Origin of the sequence: Pseudomonas sp. RG1 (assembly GCF_025910115.1) — a bacterium.
GTDB lineage: Bacteria > Pseudomonadota > Gammaproteobacteria > Pseudomonadales > Pseudomonadaceae > Aquipseudomonas > Aquipseudomonas atacamensis.
The window spans coordinates 36179-56140 of record NZ_JAPCIK010000010.1; the positions used below are offsets into that span (position 1 = coordinate 36179).

General features: G+C 59.4%; 18 protein-coding genes. 15 read left to right on the forward strand and 3 right to left on the reverse strand.

Translation table 11 applies throughout. The features are described from left to right. Positions 1-52 precede the first annotated feature (52 nt). From OK411_RS06530 to ispD, 7 genes are all read left to right on the forward strand, one after another. Positions 53-1000, forward strand: a complete 948-nt coding sequence (locus tag OK411_RS06530; protein WP_016771465.1) for an acetyl-CoA carboxylase carboxyltransferase subunit alpha — start codon at positions 53-55, stop codon at positions 998-1000. Between the two features lie 132 nt (positions 1001-1132). After that, positions 1133-2461, forward strand: a complete 1329-nt coding sequence (gene tilS, locus OK411_RS06535; RefSeq protein ID WP_264364601.1) for a tRNA lysidine(34) synthetase TilS — start codon at positions 1133-1135, stop codon at positions 2459-2461. Between the two features lie 274 nt (positions 2462-2735). Further along, positions 2736-4367 (forward strand): CTP synthase, encoded by a 1632-nt coding sequence (locus OK411_RS06540; RefSeq protein WP_016771462.1) that lies wholly within the window; start codon positions 2736-2738, stop codon positions 4365-4367. Positions 4368-4371: 4 nt separating this feature from the next. After that, the gene (gene kdsA, locus OK411_RS06545) at positions 4372-5217 is read left to right on the forward strand and encodes a 3-deoxy-8-phosphooctulonate synthase (protein ID WP_016985082.1); all 846 of its coding nucleotides are present in this window, start codon (positions 4372-4374) and stop codon (positions 5215-5217) included. 155 nt (positions 5218-5372) lie between these two features. Then, on the forward strand, positions 5373-6662 hold the full coding sequence (eno, locus tag OK411_RS06550) for a phosphopyruvate hydratase (RefSeq protein WP_016771461.1): 1290 nt from the start codon (positions 5373-5375) through the stop codon (positions 6660-6662). Between the two features lie 169 nt (positions 6663-6831). Continuing rightward, the gene (gene ftsB / locus OK411_RS06555) at positions 6832-7110 is read left to right on the forward strand and encodes a cell division protein FtsB (RefSeq protein WP_016771460.1); all 279 of its coding nucleotides are present in this window, start codon (positions 6832-6834) and stop codon (positions 7108-7110) included. Continuing rightward, on the forward strand, positions 7107-7814 hold the full coding sequence (gene ispD / locus OK411_RS06560) for a 2-C-methyl-D-erythritol 4-phosphate cytidylyltransferase (protein WP_125918006.1): 708 nt from the start codon (positions 7107-7109) through the stop codon (positions 7812-7814). Before ftsB ends, ispD begins: the two co-directional genes overlap by 4 nt. A gap of 132 nt (positions 7815-7946) precedes the next feature. Here ispD and OK411_RS06565 read toward each other — a convergent pair whose 3' ends face one another. After that, complete coding sequence (locus tag OK411_RS06565) at positions 7947-8843, reverse strand: LysR substrate-binding domain-containing protein (RefSeq protein WP_056783227.1); 897 nt, start codon at positions 8841-8843, stop codon at positions 7947-7949. Positions 8844-8959: 116 nt separating this feature from the next. Between OK411_RS06565 and OK411_RS06570 the strand changes: the two genes are divergently transcribed. The 8 genes from OK411_RS06570 (at position 8960) to rpoS (ending at position 16193) form a co-directional block, all read left to right on the forward strand. Continuing rightward, positions 8960-10072, forward strand: coding sequence for an S-(hydroxymethyl)glutathione dehydrogenase/class III alcohol dehydrogenase (locus tag OK411_RS06570; RefSeq protein ID WP_264364602.1), 1113 nt, complete (start codon positions 8960-8962; stop codon positions 10070-10072). 96 nt (positions 10073-10168) lie between these two features. Further along, complete coding sequence (gene fghA, locus OK411_RS06575) at positions 10169-11014, forward strand: S-formylglutathione hydrolase (protein WP_264364603.1); 846 nt, start codon at positions 10169-10171, stop codon at positions 11012-11014. Between the two features lie 44 nt (positions 11015-11058). Then, on the forward strand, positions 11059-11532 hold the full coding sequence (gene ispF / locus OK411_RS06580; protein ID WP_125925197.1) for a 2-C-methyl-D-erythritol 2,4-cyclodiphosphate synthase: 474 nt from the start codon (positions 11059-11061) through the stop codon (positions 11530-11532). Next, on the forward strand, positions 11529-12587 hold the full coding sequence (truD, locus tag OK411_RS06585) for a tRNA pseudouridine(13) synthase TruD (protein WP_264364604.1): 1059 nt from the start codon (positions 11529-11531) through the stop codon (positions 12585-12587). Before ispF ends, truD begins: the two co-directional genes overlap by 4 nt. Beyond that, positions 12575-13324: a 5'/3'-nucleotidase SurE gene (gene surE, locus OK411_RS06590; protein WP_024011837.1), complete on the forward strand. Its 750-nt coding sequence runs from the start codon at positions 12575-12577 to the stop codon at positions 13322-13324. Before truD ends, surE begins: the two co-directional genes overlap by 13 nt. Before the next feature lie 38 nt (positions 13325-13362). Continuing rightward, positions 13363-13998 carry a protein-L-isoaspartate(D-aspartate) O-methyltransferase gene (locus tag OK411_RS06595; protein WP_162098733.1) on the forward strand — a complete coding sequence of 212 codons (636 nt, stop codon included), beginning with the start codon at positions 13363-13365 and terminating at the stop codon, positions 13996-13998. Positions 13999-14209: 211 nt separating this feature from the next. Next, positions 14210-15079 carry a peptidoglycan DD-metalloendopeptidase family protein gene (locus tag OK411_RS06600; protein ID WP_016771452.1) on the forward strand — a complete coding sequence of 290 codons (870 nt, stop codon included), beginning with the start codon at positions 14210-14212 and terminating at the stop codon, positions 15077-15079. A gap of 106 nt (positions 15080-15185) precedes the next feature. Next, positions 15186-16193: an RNA polymerase sigma factor RpoS gene (rpoS, locus tag OK411_RS06605; RefSeq protein ID WP_016771451.1), complete on the forward strand. Its 1008-nt coding sequence runs from the start codon at positions 15186-15188 to the stop codon at positions 16191-16193. A gap of 532 nt (positions 16194-16725) precedes the next feature. Here the strand turns inward: rpoS and fdxA are convergent. Together fdxA and mutS are read right to left on the reverse strand one after the other, a co-directional pair. Further along, positions 16726-17049, reverse strand: coding sequence for a ferredoxin FdxA (gene fdxA / locus OK411_RS06610; protein ID WP_041478114.1), 324 nt, complete (start codon positions 17047-17049; stop codon positions 16726-16728). Between the two features lie 163 nt (positions 17050-17212). Next, a complete protein-coding gene (mutS, locus tag OK411_RS06615; RefSeq protein WP_264364605.1) occupies positions 17213-19795 on the reverse strand; it encodes a DNA mismatch repair protein MutS in 2583 nt (860 codons plus the stop codon). Between the last annotated feature and the right edge of the window lie 167 nt (positions 19796-19962).

Consider the following 19962-nt stretch of genomic DNA (forward strand, 5'->3'; position numbering starts at 1 on the left):
AGACAACCGGCCGGCCCAAGCTCACTTGGGACACGACCCAAGACGGACGCCTATGAACCCGAATTTTCTAGATTTCGAACAGCCGATCGCCGACCTGCAAGCCAAGATCGAAGAGTTGCGCTTGGTCGGTAATGACAATTCGCTGAATATCGGCGATGAGATCTCCCGCCTGCAGGACAAGAGCAAGACGCTGACCGAAGACATCTTCGGCAAGCTGACCAGCTGGCAGATCGCACGCCTGGCGCGTCACCCGAAACGCCCTTACACCCTCGATTACATCGAGCACATCTTCACCGAGTTCGACGAACTGCACGGCGACCGTCACTTCTCCGACGACGCAGCCATTGTTGGCGGTATCGCCCGTCTGGAAGACCAGCCGGTGATGATCATCGGTCATCAGAAAGGCCGTGAAGTGCGCGAGAAAGTCCGCCGCAACTTCGGCATGCCGCGTCCTGAAGGCTATCGCAAGGCCTGCCGTCTGATGGAGATGGCCGAGCGCTTCAAGATGCCGATCCTGACGTTCATCGACACCCCGGGTGCCTACCCTGGAATCGACGCTGAAGAGCGCAACCAGAGCGAAGCGATTGCCTGGAACCTGCGTGTGATGGCGCGGTTGAAGACCCCGATCATCGCCACCGTAATTGGTGAGGGTGGTTCCGGCGGCGCACTGGCCATCGGTGTCTGCGACCAACTGAACATGCTGCAATATTCGACCTACGCGGTGATCTCGCCAGAAGGTTGCGCATCGATCCTGTGGAAAACCGCCGAGAAAGCACCGGATGCCGCTGAAGCAATGGGCATCACCGCTGAGCGTCTGAAAGGCCTGGGTATCGTCGACAAGGTGATCAGCGAGCCACTGGGTGGCGCCCATCGTGACCCGGCCGCTGCCGCCGCTTCGATCCGCGCCGAGCTGAGCTCGCAACTGGCGATGCTCAAGCAGTTCGATAACGAAGCGCTGCTCAAGCGCCGTTATGATCGCCTGATGAGCTACGGTCTCTAAGTCGAAGCGCGATACCTATGTGGGAGCGAGCCTGCTCGCGAAAGCGGTATAGCACTCGACGAATGTGTTGAATGTTAAACCGCCTTCGCGAGCAGGCTCGCTCCCACATTTGTTTGGGGCAAAGAGAGAGCTATGGGTCAGTCCATGATTGATTTGCCATCCCGTCTTCTGCTGAACCTTGAGCCCTGGCGCAACGTCGCTCACTGGCGCATCGCCTTCTCCGGTGGCCTCGATTCCACCGTCCTCCTGCATCTGCTCGCCACCCTGGCGAACACTGAATCCCTCCCTGCGCTCAGCGCCATTCATATCCACCACGGCCTTCAGGCTGCGGCCGATGCGTGGCCGCAACATTGCCAAGACGTTTGCGATGCGCTGGGCGTGCCGTTGCAAGTGGAGCGGGTCACCGTGAAGGGCGGGGCGAGCCTGGAGCGGGCGGCGCGGGATGCGCGTTACGCCGTGTTCAATTCGCTGACGCAAGCCGATGATGCACTGCTGACCGGTCAACACCGCGACGACCAAGCGGAAACGCTGCTGTTTCGGCTGTTGCGCGGTGCCGGTGTCCGCGGGCTCGGCGCGATGCCGCAGCAGCGTCCAGTGGGGCAGGGCACGCTGGTTCGACCGATACTTGATGTCAGCCGCGCCGAGCTGGAAAGTTATGCACAGGCGCATCGGTTGCGCTGGATCGAAGACCCGTCGAATCAGGATCACCAGTTTTCGCGCAATTACCTGCGCCATCAAGTCATGCCGCTGCTGGCCGAGCGCTGGCCGCAAGCGCAGGCCAGCATGGCGCGAACGGCTGCGCATCTGCGTGAGGCGCAGGGCTTGCTCGATGAGCTGGCGCAGATTGATCTCGCACAAGCCGAAACGCCCCATGAATTCGCTTGGCTGGGTGTGCCATCGCTGGAGCTGACACCATTGACGGCGTTGTCTGACGCGCGCCAGCGAAATGCCCTCAGCCACTGGCTCGAACCGTTGACCCGGCTGCCGGATGCTGACCATTGGTCGGGTTGGACAACGCTGTGCAATGCCGGCGCCGACGCTTCGCCGATCTGGCGTCTGGCCGACGGAGAGCTGCACCGCAGCGCCGGTCGAGTCTGGTGGCTGAGCGGCAGTTGGTTGGGTACGCCAGTGATCGGCGCCGACTGGCAGACCCCGACTTCAGCGCTACGCTTGCCGGATAACGGACGCGTCATGCTCCACGGGCAAGCTCCATCCGGGCCTTTGCGTATTGCCTATCGGCAGGGCGGTGAGGTCATGCGAATGGCCGAGCGCGGCAGTCGTGATCTCAAGCGTCTGCTCAACGAGCGCGCGGTGCCGGCCTTCGTGCGTGGCAGATTGCCGCTGCTGTTTCGTGGCGAAGAATTGCTCGCCGTGGCGAACCTGCCGGGTCTTGCTGGTCAGATGGACGAAGGCTGGACATTGCACTGGCAGCCAACAGACGAAGATCAAGGTTTGAGCTGAAAGGAGCATTCCGGTAGACTACGCTCCCTTCTTGATACAACTTCTGTGGATTCGCCTGAATTGCAGGAGTTGCCGATTACCAAGCAGTCTTTGCTGGGCGATTCCAAAAAATGTGTAGCGAGCAACGTACCGGTGTTTCATCTGCCGGTCTGTCACAACGCGGCGGTTTTTTCGAAAGGTGCACTGTGATTAATGCAGGTGATCGGGGGCTTCGGCCTTCCTTCGCTTTCCCCGGCGGCTCGTTCCGCTTTAACGCAGACTTCTAGGGTTTTTCATGACGCGCTACATATTCGTCACGGGCGGTGTTGTTTCTTCATTGGGGAAAGGCATTGCCTCGGCTTCATTGGCGGCTATCCTGGAGGCGCGGGGGCTTAAGGTCACCATGCTGAAGCTGGATCCGTACATCAACGTCGATCCAGGCACCATGAGTCCGTTCCAGCACGGTGAAGTGTTCGTCACCCACGACGGCGCCGAGACCGACCTGGATCTGGGGCACTACGAGCGGTTCATCCGCACGACCATGACCCAGAACAACAACTTCACCACCGGCCGTGTCTACGAGCACGTGCTGCGCAAAGAGCGCCGTGGCGACTACCTGGGTGCAACCATCCAGGTAATCCCGCACATCACCGACGAAATCAAGCGCCGCATCATCAAGGGTGCCGGTGACGCAGACGTGGCGATGGTCGAGATCGGTGGCACCGTCGGTGACATCGAGTCGCAACCGTTCCTCGAAGCCATCCGCCAGTTGCGTTTCGAAGTCGGCGCCAAGCGCGCGATGCTGATGCATCTGACGCTGGTACCGTACATCGCCACCGCTGGCGAAACCAAGACCAAACCGACCCAGCACTCCGTCAAGGAACTGCGTTCGATCGGTCTGCAGCCAGACGTGCTGGTGTGCCGCTCCGATCACCCGATCGACGTGTCCTCGCGTCGCAAGATCGCCCAGTTCACCAACGTTGAAGAACGTGCGGTCATTGCTCTGGAAGACGCCGATACCATCTACAAGATCCCGGGCATCCTGCATTCGCAGGGTCTGGACGATTTCGTCGTTGAGCGTTTCGGTCTGCAGTGCGGCAGCGCCGATCTGTCCGAGTGGGACGCAGTGGTCGATGCCAAGCTGAACCCGGAACACGAAGTGACCATCGCCATGGTCGGCAAGTACATGGAACTGCTCGACGCCTACAAGTCGCTGATCGAAGCGATGAGCCATGCCGGCATCAGCAACCGCACCAAGGTCAACCTGCGCTACATCGATTCCGAAGACATCGAGAACCAGGGCACTGCGCTGCTCGAAGGTGTTGACGCGATTCTGGTGCCGGGCGGCTTCGGTCTGCGTGGCGTGGAAGGCAAGATCACTGCCGTTCAGTACGCTCGCGAAAACAAGGTTCCGTACCTCGGCATCTGCCTGGGCATGCAAGTGGCGGTCATCGAGTTCGCCCGTAACGTGCTGGGCTGGAAAGACGCCAACTCCACCGAGTTCGATCGTGCCAGCGGCCATCCGGTTGTCGGTCTGATCACCGAGTGGGAAGACGCCACCGGCGCTGTCGAAGTGCGTACCGAAGCGTCCGATCTGGGCGGCACCATGCGTCTCGGCGCACAGGATTGCCTGCTTGAGCCGGGCTCCAAAGTCCATGATTGCTACGGCAAGGACGTGATCGTTGAGCGTCACCGTCACCGTTACGAAGTGAACAACAACCTGCTGCCGCAGATCATCGAAGCCGGCCTGAAGATTTCCGGTCGCTCCGCCGATGCTGCGCTGGTCGAAGTGGTTGAAGCGCCGGATCATCCATGGTTCGTTGCCTGCCAGTTCCACCCTGAGTTCACCTCGACCCCACGCGACGGTCATCCGCTGTTCAGCGGTTTCGTCAAAGCCGCGTTGGCTCAACACCAGAAGAAGGCGTAACCCGATGGCACAGAAGATCATCCGCGTCGGCGACATCGAGATTGCCAACGACAAACCCATGGTCCTGTTCGGCGGCATGAACGTGCTGGAAAGCCGGGACATGGCCATGCAGGTTTGCGAAGAGTACGTGAAGGTCACCGAGAAACTCGGTATCCCTTACGTGTTCAAGGCCAGCTTCGACAAGGCCAACCGTTCTTCTGTGACCTCGTATCGCGGTCCTGGCCTGGAAGAGGGCATGCGCATCTTCCAGGACATCAAGCAAGCGTTCGGCGTGCCGATCATCACCGACGTCCACGAGCCGGACCAGGCCGCGGTCGTCGCTGAAGTCTGCGACATCATCCAGTTGCCGGCCTTCCTGTCGCGCCAGACCGATCTGGTCGTGGCGATGGCCAAGACCAATGCCGTGATCAACATCAAGAAAGCCCAATTCCTTGCGCCTCAGGAAATGAAACACATCCTGAACAAGTGCGTGGAAGCCGGTAACGATCAGCTGATCCTCTGCGAGCGTGGTTCGAGCTTCGGCTACAACAACCTCGTGGTCGACATGCTCGGCTTCGGCATCATGAAGCAGTTCGAATACCCGGTATTCTTCGACGTGACCCACGCGCTGCAAATGCCAGGCGGTCGTGCCGACTCCGCCGGCGGTCGCCGTGCCCAGGTTCTGGATCTGGCCAAGGCCGGCATGAGCCAGTCGCTGGCGGGTCTGTTCCTCGAAGCGCATCCGGATCCGGACAACGCCAAATGCGACGGCCCTTGCGCCTTGCGTCTGGACAAACTGGAGCCATTCCTGGCCCAGCTCAAAGCTCTGGACGAACTGGTGAAGAGTTTTCCGACGGTAGAAACCGCGTAACGCTCGATTCTCCGGTAAAGTACCGCACGATTTGTCGCTCATGCCCTCGGGCGTGAGCGTTGTCGTCTGCAAGTCTGCCCGCTGTACTTCGCTTGCCGACGATAAAGATTTCCTCTAGCTGCGTCGTTTTCGTCAACTTTGGAGTGTTTACAACAATGGCAAAAATCGTCGACATCAAAGGTCGTGAAGTTCTCGACTCCCGTGGCAATCCCACCGTGGAAGCGGACGTGCTTCTCGACAACGGCATCATCGGCAGCGCCTGCGCGCCGTCCGGTGCATCCACTGGCTCGCGTGAAGCGCTCGAGCTGCGTGATGGCGACAAGAGCCGTTACCTGGGCAAGGGCGTGCTCAAGGCGGTAGCCAACATCAACGGTCCGATCCGCGATCTGCTGCTGGGCACCGACCCGAGCGACCAGAAAGCCCTCGACCACGCGATGATCAAGCTCGACGGTACCGAAAACAAGGCAACCCTGGGCGCCAACGCCATCCTCGCCGTGTCCCTGGCTGCGGCCAAGGCGGCTGCGCAGGATCAGGATCTGCCGCTGTACGCACACATCGCCAACCTCAACGGCACCCCGGGTGTGTACTCGATGCCGGTACCGATGATGAACATCATCAACGGTGGCGAGCACGCCGATAACAACGTCGACATCCAGGAATTCATGGTCCAGCCAGTTGGCGCCAAGTCTTTCTCGGAAGGTCTGCGCATGGGCACCGAGATTTTCCATCACCTGAAAGCTGTGCTGAAGGCTCGTGGTCTGAGCACTGCCGTTGGTGACGAAGGCGGTTTCGCACCGAACCTGGCGTCCAACGAAGACGCGCTGAAAGTGATCTCCGAAGCCGTGGCCAACGCCGGTTACAAGCTGGGCACCGACGTGACCCTGGCACTGGACTGCGCCGCGAGCGAGTTCTACGAAGACGGCAAGTACAATCTGTCCGGGGAAGGCCAGGTGTTCACTGCTGAAGGTTTCGCCGACTACCTCAAAGGTCTGACCGAGCGTTACCCGATCATCTCCATCGAAGACGGTCTGGACGAATCCGACTGGGCTGGTTGGAAAATCCTCACCGACAAGATCGGCGAGAAGACTCAGCTGGTGGGCGACGACCTGTTCGTGACCAATACCAAGATCCTCAAAGAAGGCATCGATAAAAAGATCGCCAACTCGATCCTGATCAAGTTCAACCAGATCGGCACCCTGACCGAAACCCTGGAAGCCATCCAGATGGCCAAGGCTGCCGGTTACACCGCAGTGATCTCGCACCGCTCCGGCGAAACCGAAGATTCGACCATTGCCGACCTGGCTGTGGGCACCTCGGCTGGCCAGATCAAGACTGGTTCGCTGTGCCGCTCCGACCGCGTTTCCAAGTACAACCAACTGCTGCGTATCGAAGAGCAGTTGAACGGCAAGGCCAAGTACAACGGCCGTGCCGAGTTCCGCGGTTAAGCGCAACCTGATCAAAGGACACCGGATTGTGTCGGAAAAGTCGTGACAGCGATGGATTTGCCACTAATCTGATGCCTTAAGCACAAGCCTGGATCTTTCCAGGCTTCGTGCTATCAGATGCTGCAACATTATGCGTGGCTGTCTTTTTTCACTGGATACCTGATATTCGATGCGCAGTCCTTACTGGTTGTTTCTTGTTTTGCTCTTGCTGCTGGCCGGTCTGCAGTACCGCCTGTGGGTGGGCAATGGCAGTCTGGCGCAGGTCGCCGAGCTGAAACAGCAGATCGCCGAGCAACATGCCGAGAACGAAGGCCTGCTGGAGCGCAACCGGGTGATGGACGCTGAAGTCAGCGAGCTGAAGAAAGGCATGGAGACCGTCGAAGAGCGGGCTCGTCACGAACTGGGCATGGTCAAGGACGGCGAAACCCTTTACCAGTTGGCCCAATGATCGATTCCCTGCCGGCCTTCTGGGCCGTGATTCCTGCCGCGGGCGTCGGTGCCCGAATGGCCGCGGACCGTCCCAAGCAATATCTGCAACTGGGCGGGCGCACAATTCTCGAACACAGCCTCGGCTGTTTCCTTGATCACCCGAGCCTCAAGGGCCTGGTGGTCAGTCTTGCTGTCGATGATCCCTATTGGCCGAATCTGGCATGCGTCAACGATCCGCGCATTCAGCGGGTTGATGGCGGCGCGGAGCGTTCCGCGTCGGTGCTCAATGCCTTGCTGCACCTGCATGCGCAAGGTGCCGACGATGACGATTGGGTGCTGGTGCACGATGCGGCCCGGCCGAATCTGAGTCGCGATGATCTGGACAAGTTGCTTGCCGAACTCGCGGATGACCCGGTCGGCGGTCTGTTGGCGGTTCCTGCTCGCGACACGCTCAAACGCGTTGATAACAACGGACGTGTGGTTGAAACCGTGGATCGCAGCGTGATCTGGCAGGCGTATACACCGCAGATGTTCCGCCTCGGTGCGTTGCATCGGGCGTTGGCCGACAGCCTGGTTGCGGATGCCGTGATCACCGATGAAGCTTCGGCGATGGAATGGGCCGGTCTGGCACCGCGTCTGATTGAAGGGCGCGCGGATAACCTCAAGGTGACCCGGCCGGAAGATCTGGAGTGGTTGCGCCAGCGATGGGCGAATCGCCGCTGAGATTTGGGGTCGCTGTGCCATTGCCTTCGCGAGCAGGCTCGCTTCCACAGAGGGAATGCTTTCAGCTGTCGAACTCGGTCAATTGTGGGAGCGAGCCTGCTCGCGAAAGCGGTCGCACAGGCAACCAATAACTCAAAGTTTGTACTCCGGCCTTTCAGCCAGTCCCACCTTCAAATAATCCACCAACTTGCGCACCTTCGGCGACAAATGCCGCTGCTGCGGATACAGCGCCCACACCGCGGTATTCGGCGGCTGATGCGCCTCCAGCAAGGAAATAAGCGCGCCGCTGTGCAGGTGCTCGAGCACGTAATAGTCCGGCAACTGACACAACCCGACACCCTGAAGCGCCGCATCCAGCACCGCCTGCCCACTGTTGCAACGCCAGTTGCCTTGCACTCGCTGGGAAAATTCCCGCCCGTTCTGTTCCAGTTGCCAGATATCCGAACTGCCGATCAGGCAATTGTGTCGACTCAATTCCGACAAACTGTGTGGGCGCCCATACCGTTCCAGGTAGGAAGGCGACGCGCACAGGTACATTCTCCGTGGCGCCAGGCGTGTCGCGACCAAGCGCGAATCCTGTAGCCGACCCAGACGAATTGCCAGATCCAGCCCTTCATGCACCAGGTCCAGCTGGCGATTGCTCAGCTCGATATCGATACGCAGCTGCGGGTACAGCCCCATGAAGCGAGTCACCAGCGGCACGATAAAGCGTTCGCCATAGGCCACCGCGCAGGTCATGCGCAGCATGCCTTTCGGTTCGCTGGTCAGATCGCCTACCGCGCGCAAGGCTTCTTCGCGACCGTCCTGCAGGCGCTGGCAATGTTGCAGGAAAGTCTGCCCGGCTTCGGTCAACGTAACTCGCCGGGTGCTGCGGTAGAGCAGGCGTGTCTGCAAACGCTCTTCGAGCCGTACGATTTGTCGACTGATGTGCGAGGAAGAAACCCCAAGACGCTCGGCAGCGGCGGTGAATTGGTTGCATTCGGCGACGGCAACGAACTCGTCGATGCCTTCCCAGCGGTTTTCCGACACTTGGATTATCCCTGTATGGCAATAATGTTTTGCTTTCGTCCGGATTATTCCTCGGGACGCGCTGAACTACACTGTCTGTCTGCTTTTTTATTTATTGGATTCACTGGAGAGTCAGCATGATCAAGTCGCGCGCCGCCGTTGCCTTCGAGGCCAAGAAGCCGCTGGAAATCGTAGAAGTCGATGTCGCCATGCCGAAGGCTGGTGAAGTGTTGCTGCGCGTTGTCGCTTCCGGGGTGTGCCACACCGATGCCTACACCTTGTCCGGCGCAGACCCGGAAGGCATCTTCCCGTCGATCCTCGGCCACGAAGGTGGCGCCATCGTTGAAGCGATCGGCGAGGGCGTGACCTCGGTTGCCGTCGGCGACCACGTCATCCCGCTCTACACCCCGGAATGCGGCCAGTGCAAATTCTGCAAGTCGGGCAAGACCAACCTCTGCCAGGCGATTCGCGCCACCCAAGGCAAGGGCCTGATGCCGGACGGCACTTCGCGCTTTTCCTACAAGGGCGAAACGATTTTCCACTACATGGGGACGTCGACGTTTTCGGAATACACCGTGCTCCCGGAAATCTCCGTGGCCAAGATCTCCAAAGACGCGCCGCTGGAGAAGGTTTGCCTGCTCGGTTGCGGCGTAACCACCGGTATCGGCGCCGTGCTCAACACCGCCAAGGTCAAACCGGGTGACACCGTGGCAATCTTCGGTCTCGGCGGTATCGGCTTGTCGGCCGTGATCGGCGCGGTGAAAGCCAAGGCTGCGCGGATCATCGCCATCGACATCAATCCAGCCAAGTTCGAAATCGCCAAACAACTCGGTGCAACCGACTGCGTGAACCCGAAAGACTTTGATCGTCCGATCCAGGAAATAATCGTCGACATGACCGATGGCGGCGTCGACTTCTCCTTCGAGTGCATCGGCAATGTGCAACTGATGCGCGCCGCGCTTGAGTGCTGCCACAAAGGCTGGGGCGAGTCGGTCATCATCGGTGTCGCCGGTGCCGGCCAGGAAATCGCTACCCGTCCATTCCAATTGGTTACCGGTCGCGTCTGGCGCGGTTCGGCGTTCGGCGGCGTGCGTGGCCGTACTGAATTGCCGAGCTACGTCGACATGGCCCAGAGCGGCGAGATCCCGCTGGATACCTTCATCACCCACACCATGGGCCTGGAAGATATCAACAAGGCGTTCGACCTGATGCACGAAGGCAAGAGCATCCGCACCGTCATTCATTTCTAACAGCAGCCCCGAGCTGCAAGCTTCAAGCTGCAAGTAAAGGCGTTCGTGCTTTTTCTTGAAGCTTGCGGCTTGCAGCTTACAGCTAGGGAGAATCCCTTGAATCTGGAAAACATTTCCTGTCAGAAGAGTTTCGGTGGCTGGCACAAGCGCTATCGCCATCGCTCCGAAGTGCTTGATTGCGACATGGTCTTCGCCGTGTACCTGCCGCCGCAATCGGAGCAGGGGGGCAAGCTGCCGGTGCTGTACTGGTTGTCCGGGCTGACCTGCACCGATGAGAATTTCATGCAGAAGGCCGGTGCGATGCGCATGGCCGCCGAGCTTGGTCTGATTATCGTCGCCCCGGATACCAGCCCACGCGGTCCGGATGTTCCGGACGATGCAGACAAGGCTTGGGATTTCGGTCTCGGCGCCGGGTTTTATCTGAACGCCACGCAGGAACCGTGGGCTCGGCACTATCAGATGCATGACTATGTCGTGCAGGAATTGCCTGCTCTGGTCGAAGCGCATTTCCCCGCTTCCGACAAGCGCAGCATCAGCGGCCACTCGATGGGCGGCCACGGTGCTTTGGTCTGTGCCTTGCGCAATCCTGGGCGGTATAAATCGGTTTCGGCCTTTTCGCCGATCACCCATCCGATCGATTGCCCGTGGGGTCAGAAGGCCTTTTCCAACTATTTGGGCGAAGACCGTTCGAAGTGGAAGGAGTGGGACGCCTGTGTGCTTATCGCGGAGGCGACGGAGAAGTTGCCGTTGTTGGTCGATCAAGGTGATCGTGACGATTTCCTCGCCACGCAATTGAAACCCGAGGCCTTGCAACACGCAGCAAAACAAGCGGGGCATCCGCTGGAGCTGCGCCTGCAACCGGGCTACGACCACAGCTATTTCTTCATCTCAAGCTTCATTGACGACCACTTGCAGCATCACGCACGCGCTCTGCGCGGTTAATGCAGGTAGAATCACGCCCTGACAAAAATCGGGGCGTTTTTTTTATGCGTATTGGCCACGGCTACGATGTGCACCGTTTCGCTGAAGGCGATTTCATTACTCTGGGCGGCGTGCGGATTGCACACAGCTTCGGGCTGCTCGCTCATTCCGACGGTGACGTCCTGCTGCACGCCTTGAGCGATGCCTTGCTCGGCGCGGCGGCGCTGGGTGATATCGGTAAACACTTCCCGGACACCGATCCGCAATTCAAGGGCGCCGACAGCCGTGTGCTGTTGCGTCATGTGGTCAGTCTGATCCACGCCAAGGGCTGGAAAGTCGGCAACGTCGACAACACCATCGTTGCCCAGGCGCCAAAAATGGCGCCGCATATCGAATCGATGCGCGCGCTGATCGCGGCGGATCTTCAAGTTGAGTTGGATCAAGTGAACGTCAAAGCTACCACCACCGAAAAGCTTGGCTTTGTCGGTCGCGAAGAAGGCATCGCCGTGCACTCCGTAGCCTTGTTGCTGCGCGCATGAATGAACTGCAATTACTCGGCCCACGGGCCTATGGTGAGCCCCTCGGCACAGCGGTACTGAAAGCCATCGCCGAAGATTTTCAGGTCGATGAAGTGCTGGATATCCCGTTCAGCGGTGACGGCGAACATCTGTGGATCTGGGTGGAAAAGCGCGGCCTCAATACCGAAGAAGCGGCACGGCGGATCGCCAAGGCAGCCGGCGTGCCGTTGCGCACCGTCAGCTATGCCGGCCTCAAAGATCGTCAGGCCCTGACCCGACAGTGGTTCAGCGTGCAATTGCCGGGCAAGGCCGATCCGGATCTGTCGGCGGCGGAAAACGACACGCTGAAGATCCTCAAGACCACGCGCCACAAGCGCAAGCTGCAACGTGGTGCGCATTCGGCTAATGGCTTCACCCTGCGCCTGACTCAATTCAATGGCGACAAAGACGCGATTGAGCAGCGGCTGCAACTGATCGCCAAACAAGGCATCCCTAATTATTTCGGCGCTCAGCGCTTCGGCCATGATGGCGGCAACGTTGTCGATGCGCGGGCGTGGGCGGCGCGCAAGGCTTTGCCGGAACAGCGTAATGTGCGATCGCGGTTACTGTCGACGGCGCGCAGCTTTCTGTTCAACCAGGTGCTGGCGGCGCGCGTCGCCGATGGCACCTGGAACACCGCACTGGTGGGCGATCTGTTGGCCTTTACTGACAGCCGCAGCTTTTTCCCGGCCGGCGAAGCCGAATGCAGCGACCCGCGTCTGTCGATTCTCGACCTGCACGCGACCGGTCCGCAGTGGGGCGAAGGTGACTCGCCAACCGCTGGCGCAGTCCATGAACTGGAGCAGGAGATCGCCGCCCGCGAAGCGGATCTGCGTGACTGGTTGATCCACGCCGGCATGAGCCATGAACGTCGCATCCTGCGGCTGCCCATTGGCGGGTTGACGTGGCATTATCCCCAACCTGACATTCTGCAACTGGAATTCGTCCTCCCGGCCGGATGCTTTGCCACCGTATTGGTGCGCGAGCTCGTTGATCTGGTGCCGGTGGGGCAGACGGACAGCCCATGCGTATTCTGATTTCTAACGACGATGGGGTAACCGCGCCCGGTCTCGCCGCGCTTTATGCTGCGCTGGCGGATTACACCGAATGCGTGGTTATCGCCCCGGAGCAGGACAAAAGCGGCGCCAGCAGTTCGCTGACGCTCGACCGTCCGCTGCACCCGCAATACCTGGCCAACGGCTTCATCAGCCTCAACGGCACACCGACCGATTGCATTCACCTGGGCCTTAACGGCTTGCTTGAGCGCGAAGCGGACATGGTGGTTTCCGGCATCAACCTCGGCGCCAACCTCGGTGACGACGTGCTGTATTCCGGAACCGTGGCGGCAGCCCTTGAAGGACGATTTCTTGAGCGTCCGTCGTTCGCGTTCTCACTGGTTTCGCGCCAAGTGGACAACCTGCCGACCGCGGCGTACTTCGCGCGCAAGCTGGTCGAGGCCCACGCTGGGCTCGATCTGCCACCGCGCACGGTACTCAATGTGAATATTCCCAATCTGCCCATTGATCACATCCGTGGTATCCAGTTGACCCGCCTCGGTCATCGCGCCCGCGCGGCGGCGCCGATGAAAGTGGTCGATCCGCGCGGCAAGGCCGGTTACTGGATCGCCGCTGCCGGCGACGCTGAAGACGGCGGCCCGGGCACCGATTTTCATGCCGTGATGCAGGGCTATGTGTCCATCACACCGTTGCAGCTCGATCGCACCTTCAATGATGCCTTCAGAAGTCTTGATGGCTGGCTGGGGGGGCTGAGCTGATGCGTGAACATGACGACCGCCTGCGCAGCGGCATTGGCATGACCTCCCAGCGTACGCGCGAGCGACTGATCCAGCGGCTGTATGAAGAAGGCGTGTCGAACGCCAAAGTCCTGGAAGTGATCCGCCGCACGCCGCGTCACCTGTTTGTCGACGAGGCGCTGGCGCACCGCGCTTACGAAGACACCGCGCTGCCGATCGGCAACAACCAGACCATCTCCCAGCCTTACATGGTGGCGCGCATGAGCGAGCTGCTGCTGGAGGCGGGTCCGCTGGATAAAGTGTTGGAGATCGGCACCGGTTCCGGCTACCAGACAGCGGTGTTGTCGCAACTGGTCGAACGGGTGTTTTCGGTCGAACGCATCAAGGTGCTGCAGGACCGCGCCAAGGAGCGTCTGATCGAGCTGAACCTGCGCAACGTGGTGTTTCGCTGGGGCGATGGCTGGGAAGGCTGGCCGGCGCTGGCGCCCTACAACGGCATCATCGTCACCGCCGTTGCCACCGATGTACCGCAAGCTTTGCTCGATCAACTGGCCCCCGGTGGGCGCATGGTGATTCCGGTCGGCTCCGGTGAAGTGCAACAACTGATGCTGATCGTGCGCGAAGAACATGGCTTTTCCCGACACGTTTTGGGCGCTGTGCGTTTCGTGCCTTTGCTCAACGGACCACTGGCCTGAGCATTTGCAAACAGGCGCTGAATTCCTTTCAACGGCGCCGGTCTTACACCGGCAGCCAGAGTTTAAACGCTGCGTACTTGCCCTTGGCAAACGTGTGCGTCCGGTGATTTCGCGTCATTAAAGGTAAAGCCGTTTCGGCCCGTTATACTTGCGACACTTCATGCCGCAGTGCGGCATTCAGAATTTTCAGCCACCACAAAGGGAGCGGCGGGTGAGTCTCACAGTCATTGCGCAGCGTATGGGTAACACGAGCTTTCAGCGCTTGGTGACTGGCCTTGTCTTGAGCACCTTGCTGGTCGGTTGCTCCAGCACCAAATCGAGCAACGTACGGGTTGTCGATCGCAATAATTCGGTCGCACAACGTCCGACCGTTACTACCGGGCAATATGTAGTCCGCCCCGGCGATACCTTGTTTTCGATCGCCTTTCGTTACGGCTGGGACTACAAAACCCTCGCCGCCCGGAACAATATTCCTACGCCGTATACGATCCATCCGGGTCAGACAATTCGCTTCGACGGGCGCAGCGGTTCAACGCCGACAGCGGTGGTGAGCAACTCCAGTTCTTCACCTTCTTCGTCGAGTAAAACCACGGTAATCCGGCGCCAGGCGAATGGCACCACAACCACTACAACCACCGGTTCCAAAGGGGTTGTACCGTCCGTCGCGAGCAAACCTGCACCCGCTCCACTGCCTCCGGCAGGCCCGGCCCCGACCGGCTGGGGATGGCCATCTAATGGCGTTCTGATTGGAAAATTCTCTTCAAACGGTAGTTTGAATAAAGGAATTGATATCGCCGGAGATTTGGGACAGCCTGTTTTAGCTGCGTCTGATGGGACGGTCGTATACGCCGGGAGTGGCTTAAGGGGCTACGGCGAATTGGTCATCATCAAACACAGCGAAACCTACGTCAGTGCTTACGGACATAACCGCAGGCTGTTGGTTCGGGAGGGGCAGCAGGTCAAGGTCGGACAGACAATTGCCGAAATGGGGTCAACGGGTACAGACCGGGTGAAACTGCATTTTGAGATTCGCCGCCAAGGTAAACCTGTGGATCCGCTGCAGTTCCTGCCAAGACGTTGATTTGTAGGCCAGCCTGTTCCGTCGCGTAGAGGGGACAGGCTCCAGCGTTGCCAAGGATAAAGGCGTCGCTTGAGCTTGGGGTCGAACTCACCAAAGGACTATAACAATGGCTCTCAGTAAAGAAGTGCCGGAGTTTGACATCGACGATGAGGTTCTCCTTATGGAGACCGGCATCGATTCGGATTCGATGTTGAATGATGAAGGGGCTGCTCCACCTTCCGTTCGTTCCAAATCCAGACACTCCGCCACACTCAAACAACATAAATACATCGACTACACTCGGGCACTTGATGCCACGCAGCTGTATCTCAACGAAATCGGCTTTTCCCCTCTGCTGTCCCCGGAAGAAGAAGTTCATTTTGCACGCTTGTCGCAAAGTGGCGATCCGGCCGGGCGCAAGCGCATGATCGAAAGTAACCTGCGGCTGGTCGTCAAGATCGCCCGGCGTTACGTCAATCGGGGGCTGTCGCTGCTGGATCTGATCGAAGAGGGCAACCTCGGCCTGATCCGCGCGGTGGAAAAGTTCGATCCCGAGCGCGGCTTCCGCTTCTCGACCTACGCCACGTGGTGGATCCGTCAGACCATCGAACGCGCGATCATGAATCAGACCCGGACCATCCGGTTGCCGATTCACGTGGTCAAGGAGCTCAACGTGTACCTGCGGGCCGCACGGGAGCTGACGCAAAAACTCGACCACGAACCTTCACCCGAAGAAATCGCCAACCTGCTGGAAAAACCGGTGGGCGAGGTCAAGCGCATGCTGGGCCTGAACGAACGGGTTTCTTCGGTCGACGTCTCGCTGGGTCCGGATTCGGATAAAACCCTGCTGGACACCCTCACTGATGATCGTCCGACCGATCCGTGCGAACTGCTGCAGGACGACGACCTGTCGCAGAGCATCGATCAATGGCTGTCGGAGCTGACCGACAAGCAGCGCGAGGTGGTGATTCGCCGCTTCGGCCTGCGCGGTCACGAAAGCAGCACGCTGGAAGATGTCGGCCTGGAGATCGGCCTGACCCGCGAGCGGGTACGGCAGATCCAGGTGGAAGGCCTCAAGCGCCTTCGCGAGATCCTGGAGAAGAATGGCCTGTCGAGCGAGTCGCTGTTCCAATAAGCGCCTGATCGACCGCGCGCAAAAAAAGCCCCGGCTGATTCAATCAGTCGGGGCTTTTTGTTTATGCCTGTCTCGTGCATCGCGTTTGTCGGGAATGTGCCAGACGAGCGGTCAGCATTTTCTGAGTTTGTAGTCTCGCGCTGTAAGCCTTTGCTTACTGTGTCGTAAGTGTTCGTTATTTTTACACTTCGGCAGAATGCGATTGCGATCAATGCTAAGCGGTAATTTGCTGATTTATATGAATATTTTTAAATTGTTATGTCTTTATGTCAGCGTAGACCTGCGCCTGAGCCTGATTGCTCCGCTGCGGAAACTCTCTAATATCAGGGCTGTGTCGACGGACAGACACGCCCTTCACGGAAGAGGGGAACGGACATCGCAGGAGGCGATTCATCAGGACGATGAAAAGGACTACAGGGAATAGGGAAAAAATGTGGGCGGGTCATACCGCCCCTTTTTTCGTCTGAAGAAAAGTAAAACCTGCAAAAGCAAAAAGGCCCACAAGGGGCCTTTCAGTCGAGCGCGGGGTAGATCAGCGTTCGAGTTGTTCGATCTTGTTTGGCTTGCCATCCCACTCTTCAGCATCAGGCAGCGATTCTTTCTTTTCGGTGATGTTCGGCCAGATATCCGCCAGCTCGGCATTGAGCTCGATGAAGTTTTCCATGCCGCTTGGGATCTCGTCTTCCGAGAAGATCGCCACAGCCGGGCATTCTGGTTCACACAGCGCGCAGTCGATGCACTCGTCCGGGTGAATCACCAGGAAGTTCGGGCCTTCGTAAAAGCAGTCCACCGGACAGACTTCTACGCAGTCGGTGTACTTGCACTTGATGCAGTTGTCGGTGACGACGAAGGTCATTTCTAATTTTCTCCTCAGGCGGCGGCAGCGTTGCCCCTTCACGGTTGGGGTCGCCAGGTTCGGGAGCGATACCTGCTGACCAGGCTATGAGCCAGCAGCATCCCGAACCGCGCGAGATTCTAACAGCTTGAAGCGAATTGCGTTATATCCGCTTCTTCAGTGCTTATATCCGGTTCTTCAGTGCATAGAGCATTTCCAGCGCTCGACGTGGCGTCATGTCGTCCAGATCGACCTTGGCCAATTCATCGAGCACCGGATGTGGCAGCGAGGCGAACATGTCGCTTTGCTGCGGTGTCGACGGCTTGCCCTTGGCTGCCGGTTTCGGCGCCTCGTGGGGCAGGGCTGTGTCTTCCAGACGACTCAGATGCTCACGCGCGCGCAGGATCACTTCGCTCGGCACACCAGCCAGTTGCGCGACTGCCAAGCCGTAGCTCTGGCTGGCCGGCCCAGGCAGAACATGGTGCAGGAACACGATGCGTTCGTTGTGCTCGGTCGCGTTGAGGTGGACGTTGGCCACCAACGGCTCGGCTTCCGGCAACACGGTCAGTTCGAAGTAGTGCGTAGCGAACAGCGTATAGGCACGCAGATGAGCCAAGCGCTCGGCCGCCGCCCACGCCAGCGACAGACCGTCAAAGGTGCTGGTACCGCGCCCGACTTCGTCCATCAGGACCAGACTGCGCTCGGTGGCGTTATGCAGGATGTTGGCGGTTTCGCTCATCTCGACCATGAAGGTCGAGCGACCGCCGGCCAGATCATCGCTCGAACCGATACGGGTGAAGATGCGGTCGACCAGCGACAACTCGCAACTGGCGGCCGGCACGAAACTGCCGATATGCGCCAGTAACACGATCAAAGCGGTTTGCCGCATGTAAGTGGATTTACCGCCCATGTTCGGGCCGGTGATGACCAGCATGCGCGTGTTGTCATCGAGGCTCAGATCGTTGGCCACGAACGGCGTGGTCAGCACTTGCTCGACCACTGGGTGACGACCCTGGGTGATGCGCATGCATGGCTCGCTGACGAAACGCGGGCAGTTCAGGTCAAGATTCAGCGCACGCTCGGCAAGGTTGCTCAGCACATCCAGCTCGGCCAAGGCGCCGGCGGTGTCCTGCAACGGCGGCAACTGGCTGATCAAGTCTTCGAGCAGCGCTTCGTAAAGCATTTTTTCCCGAGCCAGCGCGCGACTCTTGGCCGACAGCGCCTTGTCTTCGAATTCTTTCAGCTCGGGCGTGATGAAACGCTCGGCGCCTTTGAGCGTCTGCCGGCGGATGTAGTGAGCGGGCGCCGATTCAGCCTGCTTGCTCGGCAGCTCGATGAAGTAGCCGTGGATACGGTTGTAGCCGACTTTCAGATTGGCCAGACCAGTACGGGCCTTCTCCCGGGCTTCGAGATCGATGAGGAACTGGCCGGCGTTTTCGCTCAGCGATTGCAGTTCATCGAGTTCGCTGTCGTAACCGGTTTTCAGCACGCCGCCATCACGGATCACCGCTGGCGGGTTGTCGATAATGGCTTTTGCCAGCAGCGCCGCCAGTTCCGGATAGGTGCTGGTGGTGGCCGCCAGATGCTGCAGGTGCGGCGCTTCCAGATCGGTCATCGCCACTTGCAGTTCGGGCAGTGCGCCGAGAGCGTCACGCAGACGCGCAAGGTCACGTGGTCGCGCATTGCGCAGGCCGATTCGCGCCAGGATCCGCTCGATGTCGCCGATTTCCTTGAGCTGCGGTTGCAGCTTTTCAAAACGGTAGCCGTCGAGCAGGCAGCGAATCGACGTCTGGCGTGCCAGCAACACGGTGAGGTCGCGCAACGGCCGGTTCAGCCAACGAGTAAGCAAACGGCTGCCCATGGCGGTCTGGCAACGATCGACCACCGATTGCAGGGTGTTGTCGCGGCCACCGGCCAGGTTGGTGTCGAGTTCCAGATTGCGCCGGCTGGCGCCGTCGAGCACCACGGTGTCATCGAGACGTTCGTGACGCAGGCTGCGCAAGTGGGGCAGGGCGGTGCGCTGGGTCTCTTTGGCGTAGGCCAGCAGGCAGCCGGCAGCGCCGATGGCCAGGGTCAGGTTTTCGCAGCCGAAGCCTTTCAGGTCTTGGGTGGAAAACTGCTGGCAGAGACTTTTCAACGCCGAGTCACGCTCAAAGTCCCACGGCGCACGACGACGTACGCCACGGCGTTTCTCCGCCGGCAGGTCTTTAGGCCAGTCATCCGGAATCAGCAGCTCAACCGGATTCACCCGCTCCAGTTCTGCCAGCAGGTTTTCCCAGCCTTTGATCTCAAGCACGGTGAAGTTGCCGCTGGTGATATCCAGTACTGCCAGACCGAACAGACGCTCATCGCCCAATACAGCTGCGATCAGGTTATCGCGGCGTTCATCGAGTAACGCTTCGTCGCTGACCGTTCCCGGCGTGATGATCCGTACGACTTGACGCTCCACCGGGCCTTTGCTGGTGGCCGGGTCGCCGACCTGCTCGCAAATCACCACCGACTCGCCGAGCTTGACCAGTTTCGCCAGGTAACCTTCCGCCGCGTGGTAAGGAATCCCACACATCGGAATCGCCTGACCCGCCGACTGCCCGCGCGCGGTCAGGGTGATGTCCAGCAACTTGGCGGCTTTCTTCGCATCTTCGTAGAAGATTTCGTAGAAATCGCCCATGCGATAGAACATCAGCTGGTCCGGGTGCTGATTCTTCAGGCGCCAGTATTGCTGCATCATCGGAGTGTGGGAGGACAGGTCGGAGACGGCTTTATTCATCGGATTGTCGGGCAACTCGTTAAAAGATGTAGGGCAAAGCGCGGGCAGTGGCCGGGCTTTTCCGCGATGGGCGCAAGGTTACCATGGGCAGTCTGCCCGACGCAGGCACTGCGGTCGGGAGAGCGTTTACTTGCAGAGAAAAGTTGATCTATGCATTATTTATGCAA